The organism is Fontibacillus forbon (assembly GCF_046559655.1).
Classification (GTDB): Bacteria; Bacillota; Bacilli; order Paenibacillales; family Paenibacillaceae; genus Fontibacillus.
The window spans coordinates 472,039-485,036 of sequence record NZ_JBKGFV010000002.1; the positions used below are offsets into that span (position 1 = coordinate 472,039).

14 protein-coding genes are annotated in these 12,998 nt (G+C 35.4%); all 14 read right to left on the reverse strand.

Annotated elements, in window-relative coordinates:
* Positions 1–21 precede the first annotated feature (21 nt).
* Entirely contained in the window at positions 22–663 is a 642-nt protein-coding gene (locus tag ACLB09_RS09035) for a CPBP family intramembrane glutamic endopeptidase (protein ID WP_410769481.1), read from the reverse strand.
* Positions 664–680: 17 nt separating this feature from the next.
* The gene (locus tag ACLB09_RS09040; protein ID WP_410769482.1) at positions 681–1,058 is read right to left on the reverse strand and encodes a class I SAM-dependent methyltransferase; all 378 of its coding nucleotides are present in this window, start codon (positions 1,056–1,058) and stop codon (positions 681–683) included.
* A 510-nt stretch (positions 1,059–1,568) separates the two neighbouring features.
* Positions 1,569–2,003 carry a GNAT family N-acetyltransferase gene (locus ACLB09_RS09045; protein WP_410769483.1) on the reverse strand — a complete coding sequence of 145 codons (435 nt, stop codon included), beginning with the start codon at positions 2,001–2,003 and terminating at the stop codon, positions 1,569–1,571.
* Positions 2,004–2,201: 198 nt separating this feature from the next.
* Positions 2,202–3,026: an alpha/beta hydrolase gene (locus ACLB09_RS09050; protein WP_410769484.1), complete on the reverse strand. Its 825-nt coding sequence runs from the start codon at positions 3,024–3,026 to the stop codon at positions 2,202–2,204.
* 46 nt (positions 3,027–3,072) lie between these two features.
* Positions 3,073–3,489, reverse strand: a complete 417-nt coding sequence (locus ACLB09_RS09055; protein WP_410769485.1) for a GNAT family N-acetyltransferase — start codon at positions 3,487–3,489, stop codon at positions 3,073–3,075.
* Between the two features lie 236 nt (positions 3,490–3,725).
* A complete protein-coding gene (locus tag ACLB09_RS09060) occupies positions 3,726–4,229 on the reverse strand; it encodes a hypothetical protein (RefSeq protein ID WP_410769486.1) in 504 nt (167 codons plus the stop codon).
* A 294-nt stretch (positions 4,230–4,523) separates the two neighbouring features.
* Complete coding sequence (locus tag ACLB09_RS09065; RefSeq protein WP_410769487.1) at positions 4,524–6,167, reverse strand: hypothetical protein; 1,644 nt, start codon at positions 6,165–6,167, stop codon at positions 4,524–4,526.
* A 296-nt stretch (positions 6,168–6,463) separates the two neighbouring features.
* Positions 6,464–6,820, reverse strand: a complete 357-nt coding sequence (locus tag ACLB09_RS09070; RefSeq protein ID WP_410769488.1) for a hypothetical protein — start codon at positions 6,818–6,820, stop codon at positions 6,464–6,466.
* A 234-nt stretch (positions 6,821–7,054) separates the two neighbouring features.
* Positions 7,055–7,840 (reverse strand): YdcF family protein, encoded by a 786-nt coding sequence (locus ACLB09_RS09075; protein WP_410769490.1) that lies wholly within the window; start codon positions 7,838–7,840, stop codon positions 7,055–7,057.
* Positions 7,841–9,067: 1,227 nt separating this feature from the next.
* Entirely contained in the window at positions 9,068–9,556 is a 489-nt protein-coding gene (locus ACLB09_RS09080) for a GNAT family N-acetyltransferase (protein WP_410769491.1), read from the reverse strand.
* A 163-nt stretch (positions 9,557–9,719) separates the two neighbouring features.
* Complete coding sequence (locus ACLB09_RS09085) at positions 9,720–10,220, reverse strand: hypothetical protein (protein ID WP_410769492.1); 501 nt, start codon at positions 10,218–10,220, stop codon at positions 9,720–9,722.
* Positions 10,221–10,243: 23 nt separating this feature from the next.
* Positions 10,244–10,849, reverse strand: a complete 606-nt coding sequence (locus tag ACLB09_RS09090; protein ID WP_410769493.1) for a nucleotidyltransferase domain-containing protein — start codon at positions 10,847–10,849, stop codon at positions 10,244–10,246.
* A 198-nt stretch (positions 10,850–11,047) separates the two neighbouring features.
* Entirely contained in the window at positions 11,048–11,923 is an 876-nt protein-coding gene (locus ACLB09_RS09095) for an alpha/beta hydrolase fold domain-containing protein (protein WP_410769494.1), read from the reverse strand.
* 201 nt (positions 11,924–12,124) lie between these two features.
* Complete coding sequence (locus ACLB09_RS09100; protein ID WP_410769495.1) at positions 12,125–12,946, reverse strand: hypothetical protein; 822 nt, start codon at positions 12,944–12,946, stop codon at positions 12,125–12,127.
* Between the last annotated feature and the right edge of the window lie 52 nt (positions 12,947–12,998).

Genomic DNA, 12,998 nt, shown 5'->3' on the forward strand with positions numbered 1-12,998 from the left:
TATATCGGGCTTATTAAAGCACTAGATACTCATGTATCCAGTGCTTTTAATTTTAAACGATAAGACGAACAGCAATTGCAACAAGGTTATAATGCCATTTAACAGATTATGAGCAATCATGCATCCTACTATACTTTTTGTTTTAATAAACAAATACCCATAACATAAACCGGATGCCAAACAGGTTAGTTGTTGGAGGATGTCAAAGTGAGTGATCCTAAATGGAAATAAACTAAAATTAATATGAGCGATCATAAATATGAATGCAGATGCAGCTATAACTAGGATTGATAACCTCTTGCTATTGGAAAAGTACTTTCCCCATAAACTCAACATTAAAGTTATTGCTAATGATCTAAACATGATTTCTTCACTTGTTCCTGATAGTAGAACCTCAAACAAAAAATAGCCTATGTAATTTCTGAAGTTGAGCGGGAATGTGCAGCCAGGAGAAACTCCATGATCTTTTATTAAGCAAATGCCAACAACAGTTTGGATTAAGATCCATACGCCAAGGAATACAGAAACAAATACAATAGAATACCTAAATTTATTAATATTAAACCCAAAATCCTTAAACCGTATATTCAACAACTTGGAAATAACGACCATAGCCAACAACGTTATTAATGCCTGTAATATATGGTGAATGAATAGTACCATAAATACATTATCCGGATCTAGTCCATTAAAAAAAGGATAATATCTCTTCGCAACATCAAACGAGAACAGATAAATACTGGACAAATCTTATCTCTCACACTATATTGCTTACTATATTCATCCAATTTTGTAATGGCTGACTCTAATAAATCAACACAGATTACTTTTCCTTCTTTATGCTTCAATATCTCTGCTATTGGAATACTATTTCTCCCTATACCACTACCTAAATCAAGTACATTCACTTCAACCATTTCCTCAAAAGTTGCCATTAGATCCATTATTGTCTTCACTGGTTTATGTAGCCAAGAACCTGGTTTAAATAGCTCAAGACTTTCATAACATTCATCATGATATTCTTTTTCTTTTTGCCTTATCATTGGAAGACGATTCATTTCTTCAACTCTCTTTCAATTTTCTGCACTTGGATATTTTGCCTTTAGTTCCTTTAGCATATTATTCGATATATCTACTGCTATGTATCGTTGGAGAGATAAATCGAAACATTGGAGACATGAGAGAATTATTCAAGTGCCTGCTGCTACATCGAGTAATGAATGTTCAGCTGTAATATTAAGTCTCTTTATCAATTGGTCAGCATACATAATTGATTCTCCAGGAATTTTTTGATCCCAAGCGGATGCCATCAAGTCAAAGTGCTTAATTTCTTCTTCTTTTCTTTCTTTTATTTGTCATGATTTTCCTTGTTTTCAAATTTATCATGGTGTTTCACATAACGTTGCGCATCTACGACGAGACCCGACCTTAGATAACTCTTATCTTAGGTCGGGTCGTTTGTTGTCTGAATATTCTTCCATGCTTTCAAACCTGACAACCAAGGAGCGAACATACCCCTCAGCGTGAATATGGTGTTATGTGAAGTATCGTGCATCACTGAAAAGCAATCAAATCTGTTTCCTTAAAAAAATTCTCTTAAAACCTTCAGGAAATCCTTCTAATTCTCCAAATATTTCAAAGCCATGTTTCTTATAAAATTCTGGAGCTTGAAAATTCCAGGTATCTAGATGAATTAATTTGCACCCCTTTGCTCGCACAATAGATTCAATATTTTCTAATAATCTTGAACCATATCCTTGTCCTCTTAGTGTCTCACTAATCCATAACACATTTATATATAGAGCAAATCTGTACCTTCTACCTAATAATCCTCCAAATATCTTTCCATCTTGATCTTTGAGGATCAAATTTATTGTTTCAGAAGTTGGCTCTTGCGCAGTTGGGGCTGTTGACTGATTAAAAAAATCTATTTGGTTGATTATGAATTGAATTTCTGATTCTGTATACTCTTCAGTAAGAAATAATTCACTTTTACTTTCCATCTTTTATCGCTCCTTATGTATTTGTCCGATCTCACGATATTTCATATAACGTTCTTTTATTCACAAGACGACCCAGCCTTAGATAGCTCTTACCTTAAGCTGGGTCGTTTGTTGTCTGAGCTTCTTCCATATTATACATCTGGCAACCATGGGGCGGTAGCCCTGAAGCGTAAATACTGTGTTAGATGATGCTTATGCCTACTTTGATTTACTTTCAGCACCGAAAAACAAAGTGAAATTCTCTAAATTTTCTTGTATATATTTAGCTGTATGTCCACCTGAATTAGATAAAAATTGCACCTTATAACTAAATGTTTCAAGGATCTGTGATAATTCCTTATTCGCATTAAGAAAGGCATCATCCGTACCGCAATTTATGTAAATCTCAAGTTCACTTAAATCTTTATATTGGGCTAATTTTAAGGGGTCTCTATTTGATCGACTCTCTTCATCAGGATATAGCCAATTATATAACAATCTATTTGTTTCAGGCCTTTGCAATCCTGCTGCCATTCCGCCGACTTTTGAGTATAGTTCAGGATTACGAAAAGCAATATGAAAGGCCGCAAAACCTCCCATAGACCAACCGCCAATAAATCTCCCAAATCGGGATCGGTTTGTTGAAAAATTTCTTTCTATGTATTCAATTAATTCTTTAGCTAGATAGTCTTCATATTGTCCTTCGTATCTTTTATTAGATCCATCCTCTCTTTGATGCCAAATCCGCGAAACAGAAGATGAATTAATCCCGTAACTTCCTTCGTAATATGGTGCGACAACAATTAATGGATTAATAATTCCATCATTAATAAGCCGATCAAGTATTTCATCTAATCCGTGATTAACCAAAAGTGTATTACTGTTACCGGAAAAACCATGAAGTAAATATAATACGGAGTACCGGATCCCTTCTTGGTATCCTTTCGGCAGATATACTAATGATTTCATGTCTTTGCCAAGATATCTGCTGTAAAAACTGACTTTGACATTTTGAGAATTATTTTTTATAAAGTTTTCATACATCGACATCACTCCATAGGTTTAATAATATTTTTCACCTAAATGTTTTTTATTCAAACCACTTAGAAGGAATACTCAAAAAAACATTACCTTGTCTTTTGAAACCTATCTTTTCATAATAACCTGAGATCCTGTCTGTTGTTTGAACCAACCATTCCGAATTTGGAAAATGTTCAACACATCGCTTTATTAATTCACGTCCTATTCCTTGGTCTTGAAATTCCGGATCAATAGCCAAATCATAAATTATTGATCTAACAATTTTATCACTCAGCACTCTTACAACACCTATTAATCTATCATTGCTCCATGCCGAGATTACTAAAGTTGAATTTTTAAACGGTAAATTAAAATACTTCAGCATTTCACTAGTTTCCCTACCGTCTGACCAGCCGACTAACATGAATAGTTCATGCAACTGGTCGGATGGTAAATCTTTTTTTGAGTCGTCAAAAACAATACTCAAGGATTTCACCTTCCCTATTATCTATTTCTCGGCTTAATAATGGTTTATTGCACGAACAAAAGCAGAGAACCTTAAGGCAGCTTTAGCTGCCGGCCGCGATGCGGTTAGGTGGTACGGATGTGTCGCCTGAGTTTTCTTCCTCGACTTATCTCCTGGCGACCGAGGCGGCTTGTCCGCCGATGCGTGAACACATTGTTATGCGACATTTGCACCTCTTTTGGCATACCCTCAGATTTCTATGGATATTTTAATTTTGTAGTACCATAAACTATCGACTCAAATCTAATTCCATCATCTTCAAAGAATGTTTCATAAGGTGGATCTACAGGGACACGATCAAGTATGGCTCCAGATTCATCCCGTAATAAACAATCTAATTCACCGGTTTCTAAGATGTACCCATTGTTTAGTTGAGTGATATCCCAAAATAAATCGTGAGTAAAATCATCAGAAACACTGTGTTGTATGAGATCTATTACAAATGATTTTCTCTTCCCTGCAACTAAAAGCTTACGTGTGTCTTCTATATATTGGATTGTTATATCATTCAAACCAAATTGATAATCATTTGTATACATATAAATATCCAATTCTTCATTAACTCTAATTTTTACAATGATTTTTGAGTAGTCTTCATAATCAAATAAAATAACTGAAGCACTAGGAGGAGTATATTCGCTAGATCTGTAAGATTCGATACTTATTGGTAAGTCTGTTGAAGTATTTATCTTGCATTTCATCCTTCTAATGAGTCTCACCACCAAGGAGATTCTTATTTTGTCTCTCTGACAAATGTCGCATAACGTTCCGGTATTCATGAAACGACCCAGCCTTAGATAGCTCTTATCTCAGGCTGGGTCGTTTGTTGTCTGAGTTTCTTCCCTGATTATACATCTGACAACCGAGGGGCGATAGCACCGATGCGTGAATATGGTGTTAGGCGATGTTCGTTTCTCTTCGAAATACTGACCATCTCTAATACAAATAATAACTCGAAAATCGTACGCGAGAATCCAATAAATAATTCAATTTTTTTACTTCTTTTCTCTAAGACAGTTAAATTCCGTTATTTCATACACTCTTATCTTCATCTTACCAAAAGTCCACCCTATCTCATTTGGCTCTCCTGTACCAGTCATAAGGCAGAGATTTCCTGACTCATTGGCAAAAGTATACATACGCACTTCTCCCTTTAGCCTGTGATGAGAGATAGGATTTAACTGCGAGTCTAATAAAAAAACTCTACTGTTGCCAACTAATACAAGTAACCTTCCTAATGAATCAACAGTCATCATAGTTAAATCATAATCATCCCAATCTCTTCGAGAAATGATTTGTAAGGATAATCCGTCAATGACGATAAGTTCTTTATCGAGAACATGTAAGAATATTTTATGATTTTTGTTATCTATTAATAGACTAAAAAAGTGGTCTTCCAAATCTGTTTCTTTGATTTTTTCCAAATTTTCAGTGAAGCACATTATCCTTGTGAAGGGTCTGTGTTTGACATGCATAGTACAAAATAAATAGACCATACCTTCAGAACCAAATAGGTATCTAAAATTATTATAACCGTTGGTATCAAACTCCAATGTAACTTTCACTTCGATCTGCCCGGAATAGTTTGATTTGATTAGTTCTATACGATTATCTTCATCGATCCTCCAAAAATATAAGGATTGATTATAAACACAGGGAGAACAGGCGTAAAATGGAAGTTCCCATTTTACTTCTAAGCTCGGCCCATATTTTATTGTTTTATTCAATTCGTCATTAACAGTAAGGAAAGAACCATCATTAAATGTATAAGATATTGGATAGGTGACCGTAGTATTCATTGGTGTCTCAGAAATCAATTTTCCATCATAATCAAAAACAAAATATTTTTTTCTAATGGAGCAGTAAAATGTTATGTATTCACCTGTAGCAGTTAAGGAACTTAGTCCGTTATCATATTGAAAGGAAGTCACATCCATGATAGGATCTAAAGTTCCGTTTGGTAGAATTGTATAAATTATCTCTTTCTCATAACTAAGCTTACGATACGGCGGAATTCCAATTAATATCTTATTGTTACCTAGCCCTCTAATTAAAGCCCCTTCCAATTCCATAATTACGTTAGCTTTGGTTTGATTTTTAATATGATTTTTCTTTTTTTGCTTATTGATATACTCTTTTACAAAATCAACATTTCGTTTGTAGTAAAATTCTGACTCTGCACCATCAAGCAGCATTCTATCATCAATCCATAATGCAACTCCTAGAAAATGTTGAAGTAATTCAATCTTCTTACCTAAATCCTCATATTTGAGGACTTCTTTAAAATATTTACTCTCACTCAAATCAAACTCTAGTTCCTTAAGAAACGCATTATGGTTGCCCAGTTTTGAAGGAATATTATAACTATTTTTGTTAACATGACTTGTTAAAGTCTTTCCATCTCTGTAAATCGTCATTCTTAGTACATCATCATCGAAAAATTCTATAGACAAAACACTCTTATTAATTGCTTTTGATAACTTTCTTCCAACTTTGCTGATGTCACCTACCTGAAAATGCTCACTTACGATCGTAGTCCAGCCATCTGATAAATTTCTCACAATGCAGTGAGGTAATACTTTTTCAATTTCATCGATTGAATGCTCTCTAACTTGTAGATTAGTAAATGTAGTACCCATTTTTTCACCTCAAAATTTTTCGAAAAATTGTATCTAAGAATGGGTTTTAGCGAATTTCGCCTAACGTTTCCGTATTCACGACTTCCCACCACCTTAAGGCTCCGTAGGAGCCGGTCGCGATGCGGTTAGGTGGTGCGGATGTGTCCCGGCAATCCCTTCTCTGACATATCTTCCGGGACCGAGGCGGATTGTCCGCCGATGCGTGAACACATTCCTGGAGCGTGATATCAAAACTGAAGAATCTTGACTATTTATCTGACTATGATCCTAAAACTGACCCGGATATAGTAATTGAATTAGAAAAAATTAATAAATGTAAGTAGACTCAATGACGACGATGACATCATATAACCTAAATTACTCTCTTTACTTTCTTCATCGTAAGGCAACCTGCAATAAAGCAAAGCTATTATTTTGTTTTTTAATGTAATTGGTCTTCCATCTAATACTGCTCCCCAGAATACCTCACCAATAACTATCCAATCTTCAATTCGATAATTTTCATCTTGTAGTATATCAAGTAATATTTTTTCAGTATGTTTCCAATTATCTTCTGATATTAACTCTTCAATTAATTGGCACTTAGAGTTATCAAGTAATTCTTCATCTAGACTATCATTCTTCAAGATATTGACTACTTGAGAATAATCCATTTTTTTAATTTTCCTCACTGGAACACTCACATAGTGATCTTATAGCTTTTCGAGGATTTCAGTTAACGGTGTTGTATTCACGAACCCTCACTGGCTTAGGGGGTATAAGCCCCGGGTCCGACGGACTTAGCCAGTGCAGGGTTGTCTGCTGAATCCACTTCTCCGAAATGCCTCTTCAGACCAAGGGCGTCAGGCCCACAGCGTGAATACGGTGTTATACGATGGAACTTTGAATTAACCCTTAAAAATTCTTTCTATGTAGCTCTCTAAACCATTAACTATTCCCTTTACACATTCAATATCTCCTATATGACTATAGTATAGTATTCTTAAATATTCGCCGAAAATAAGTGATCTACTCTCCGGATAGAGCATCCAATTAAATTGATTGATATATATACCATTTATAATTGTTTCATATGTATAAGGACCCATCTCGATATGATGAGGTAAGTATTTCCTTAAAGTCCGGTATTGCCTACCTGCAGCGTGACTTTTCGAAACAAATAACAGACTAGATATATTCGAAAAATCAAAAATCTGTTTAGAATACAGCACATTCTCTTTACTATTAGTGGACCTATCCTCTATATTAATTATTTCTTCAGGCACTCCGTTCAATAGTAGCTTATCCTTTATTGATTGTGCTTCAGATTTACTTCCATCCATCCAACTTTCGTGTTTTTCCCCATGGGTGGCTCCTCCACCACTAATTAATATTTCTTTAATTATTCCTTTCTGATAAGCATCTAACGTTTTTTGAAACGCACCTGGATCAGTACTCCCAAAAACAAAGATTAGATCTGCTTTCTTTATCTCCTGATCATTACAAAATACTTCTTTTGTAAGCTCTTCAATTTGCTCGTTTGTTAAATCAGGAACGGCAGGAAATTTAGGGATCTTCGTCATATGCTTTTTATTTCCTTTCAAATTTATCTTCGTTCTGTCGTATAACGTTTCTGCATTTCTGACGTCCAAGCGGCTTAAGGCACAAAGTGCCGGGTCGTCAGACTTAGCCATTTGGATGTATCGCCCGATCCACTTCTCTGGCATACTTCTTCGCGACCAAGGAGCGTCAGCGACGAAGCAGATATGTAATGTTATAAGATGTTGGCGTCTTCTTGAAAATCTCATATAATGCTCTTAAAAAACAAAAAACAGCCCTAACTTTACTGCTAGGGCTCTGATGTCATTTGTATATGTCTCCTCTAGGTCCTATACGAAAAAACGATTAATTCATTATTAAGAACCTCATAGATTATTCGGTAATTCCCCACTCGTAATCTTCTTGCGATAGTTCGGTCTATTTTCCCTAGGCTCTCTTCTGCTTCACTTGAAAATGTGGCTTTATATTTCAAGATCACATTTTAGGTCCTCCAAGGATTTCGTGTGACCATTTTGAAACTCAAGGCGTCCCTGTTCTATGGCCTGAACACCTTCTGGTGTCAAACTGTCATCGTCCTCATCAAGCTGTTTCTCAAGTAACCATGATAAAAAACTCTTTGCGACAACCTTATTCTTATTAAACATTCTTATTATACGCCAATATGGATGCTCCTGACATTGCTTTTTAATACTACATTTAAGTATTAACCTTCACAAATCCGCTCTTACGCCAATATCTTATAACGTTCTTGTATTCACGAAACGCCTCCGCCCTAGATAGCTCGAATCTTGGGCTGGGGCGTTTTTTGCCTTGGCTTCTCCCATGATTATACACCTGACAACCCAACCGAGGGGCGATAGTCACGATGCGTGAATACGGTGTTAGACGAAGGATCTGTCTTCTTCGATTAAAATAACTACTCCATCCGGTAATCTTGAACTATTTCTTTCATTCTTTTTACTTTTTGTTCTATGTAATCTTTTAACGATTCAACAGATTTATCATAAAAAGTATGTATAAAATATTGTACCAGTAATAATCTTACTTCTATGATTGATAATAGATTGTATAATTATGTCCTCAAATTGTTCGTATTCAATAATAAATTTATCTTTTAACATTCTTCTCCTCTTTGAATAACAAAATTATATATTCATTTAAAGATCTTTCGTCTAACGTTGCGTTTCTGACGTCCAATTGGCTTAAGGCACGAAAGTGCCGGTTCGATAGACTTAGCCGATTGGATGTGTCGCCTGTTCCGCTTCCTGAAATTCCTCATGGCGACCAAGGAGCGAAAGCGACGCAGCAGAAATGCATTGTTAGACGATGCCACGATGAATTACCCTCTCATCTTCAAATCATTATAAGTTTACCATCATGGTTATGGAAGTTCCCTCCATTCCTACTTCTTTAAATCCAAAACGTTTATATAGTCTCATTGCCGAATTATTAGGATCTACACTTAATGATATTGCATTAATCCCTTTCTTTTTTGCTTGTTCTAATAGGGTTTTTAATAATTCTCTTCCAATCCCTCTTCCCCTATATTCAGATCGTATAGCCATTCCTAATTCTGGTGTTTCATCATTTACATATCCATAGCCTTTATTATCTTTATTAAAATATCGTATAGTTATTGATCCTACAGATTGCCCTGAGTCATTCACTGCAATATAACCAATATCTCCTTCACGTCCCCAACCCTCAACATATTTAGAGATAGAAGGTAGATTAATAATATCTCTACTCGCTGGTTTTTGACCTTCTGGTATATATATTGATTCATACAACATATCCCATAAAAACGTTATGTCTTGTTCAGTTATTGATCGTATAGTAAATGTAGTCATTATAAGACCCTCTTTTTCCTAAGGTTTATATATTTATTACCTTCAAGTGGTTTCGCATAACGGTGTTGTATTCACGAGCCCTCACCCGATGCGTGAACACGTTGTTATCGGATGTATATGCCCTCTTTGATAATCTCAGGAATCCTTAAAGTCTTGATTTATACTATGATTTTTGATTGGAATTATTTTCATTTCTTAGTTCTAACCCTTTTTGTAAAAATTCAACTAATAAATTTTCGTTTTCTTGACCATCTCCCGAGGCATGCGATATCATCCATGAAATAGCCGCAATTAAAAGACAAAACAACGCTGATATAATTATCTTCCACAAAAAACTAATTACACCAGTAGAAATATCAGCCAAACTCGTACTTATAAAACAAACAATGAACATAGTTATAATAGAAACTATATCCGTGTAGCCTCTATATGTTCGAAAATAAACATAAGTTTTATTGTTTTTTGTACTGATCTTTCCTAGCACCTTATTTCGAACTAAGTCACTCTTTAACATTCCCCTAGTAACAGAAATACTAAATAACCCCTTGTTAATCCACCCAACAAGTTCTCCCCCATCGAGTGTAATGGAATAAAAGTCAACATTATGTTTTATTACTGATTCACAGTGCGATTTTGAAAGTTCTGTAGAACATTTATACTCCAATGAACTCACCTACTTTGATTTTTTTATATGATGTCCCCGCCTTCTTCGAATTGCTTACTCAATTTTTCAACCCATCTCTTGTTTCCATTCATTTCTTTCAGACTTTGTAATAACCATAACTTGGATCTAATATCATTGGTCCGACTCATATATATTTCAAAGTCATGTTCATCTTCTGTTCTTGTACTAAGACCTTTGAATAGTAATTGCCACGCGGGGTTCACGTAAGGAATATTGCCGGACTTCTTATAAAATTCTTTCATACTCATCTTGATCTGATTGTTCTTTCGAAATATGACTTGGTCTTCATACCGGTCTGTCAGTAATAGTTCAATAAATTCCTGTTTTCTGAAAAGATGTAGACAATACCTTGGGAAAATAGTGTCGTTTATATGTATTACCTTCTCTAATCGATGTTCTCCAGGAATAGCAACATTGATATCCCAGTCACTAAAATATTCGATTGCATATCTTGCATCTTCTCGAAAAATACATATATCCATGTCTTTATGGTTTCGAGTTATGTCATTTACATCCAAATCGATCGTCCAGCCACCGGCAACAAACCATGGTTTATTATAATGTTTCATAAGGTCTAAAAGCGTTATGAACTCATCAATGTATATCATACACTCCTCCTGTTTTTATTGCGGGGATTTCTTATAACGTTCTTGCATTAACGACGGACGCCCACCTTAGATAGTCTCTTATCTTAGGTGGACGTCTGTGTTGGTGAGCTTACTTCTCTGCTATTTCTTCTTCCAACCGAGGAGCGTATGCGACGATGAGTTAATGAAGTGTTAGCTGAAGTACGGAGCTTCTTAGATTTATTCACACAAATGTTTTTTGAGAAATCCTACTGTTTTCTCAAACGCAATTCTAACCTGTACATCATTTATGTTTTGATCAAATACATGATCAGCACCATTAACTGTAATTAGGTCAGTTTCAATACCAACTTTTCGTAATTCTTCATACATTATCAAAGACTGTTCATAAGGTACATCAGTATCTTTGTCCCCATGCAAAAAGAGTGTTGGGGGAAAGTACTTAGAAATATTATCGATAGGGTTATACTTTCTTAATAACTCACTATCTATATCTCGATCAAAACCTGTTACCTTTTCAACCCAAGTTCCATGCTGACGGCACCAAAGATAGTAATTAAACCTTTCCCACGAGCCTTCTGATACTTCAGAGTCACTAAGATATTTTTCAGCTTCTACAAGATTAACAATTGGTCTTTTGCAGTAAAATTCGCTAGGCTCAGAATACCACTTTCCTAAGATATCACCGTAACCGTAAAAGGAAACTATTGCATTAGGTCTATATTCCATTGTTCCACTGACCAAACTAAGGTAAGCTCCCGCCGAACTTCCAATAAGAGCAATCTTATCCGTATTGAAATCGTACATTTTCGATGCAGTAGATCTAACCCAATTTAAGGCATCCTCTACGTCCTCAATAATTAATTGAAAATTCGTCTCTGGAGCAAGCCTATAATCAATGCTTATGATACTAAATCCAGCATTCTTGAATATCTCAACCTGCTCAATTGGCAACCACTTTCTTGTACCAAATATCAGTGCTCCACTATGTATATAGATAATAACCGGAGTTTGACTTCCATGATAATAGATATCAGCATAAATTGAAGATTGCTCAGTCCTTTTATAGACTTTAGTTTCACTTATCATTTTCATGATCTTACTCCCTTTCCGTATTTCAGCTAACGTTGTTGTATTCACGACGCTGAGAGGCTTAAGGCCACGAAGTGGCCGGCAACGCTTGCGCTGTTAGCCTCGCAGGTATGTCCGCCTGACTCCACTTCCCCGAAATGCCTCGAGCGGACCGAGGGCCGAATGGCCCAAAGCGTGAATACGTTGTTATACGCAGTGACCTCTTCATCGAGAAACGAACAAATCTCTATATTCATCATCTGTTATTTCTTTATTCTCGTACTGATTGTCATCAACTACTTTGAACCAATTACCATCATGCTCTAATCTATGGAGATAACCTACCAACGCACAACTAGGTATAATAAATTGCTTAACAAAAGGCCAATCTTCAGCTTCTTTCTTTATATAAAAGTCTCCTGGCATAGAAGGTATAAACCACGGTTGATTTCCTATACCAAATTGATTGGAAATTATCTCACTTAACAAATTTATTGCCTTAAACGCTAATTGCTTGTCTAACTTTTCTGTCTCCGGGTTAAAGTGAATTGAGTAATTTCTTAGCTCTTTAAGCTCAGTAAAATATTTAACAACATCCGGCAATAGAACATTCCAAGATTCAAGAATTCCAATTACTTTTTCCCAGTTATCGAATGACTTTTTTGAATAGACCTCTTTATATTGTGGAGTTGACTTATAATCCTCTCTCAGTACTAAGATTAAATGATTTAATATTCGTTCGCCTAAAGAACAAGCTGCTGTTAAAGCTGGATAGAAGGAGCCCATAACATATGAGTCTCTTATTTGATTGAAAAACTTATTATGATAAGAAATTACTGAAAACGGTAGTGGACCTAACTCTTTAAAATTTGCTAATTTATCTTTGAAATTGTAACCACCATATTGATGAAATAGCCCCTCTGTTATTGACTTCTTATTTTCATGCCATAATTCTTTAGTATCTTCTTCCCAATCATCTCCAATTTCAGTATTCAATAGTGTAGCACGTGTATCAAAGGACATATTTAAAATTCTGTAGCGCTTCATAGGTAGCTCCTTATTTTTAATAGGTCATTGCGTATAACGTTCTTGTATTCAC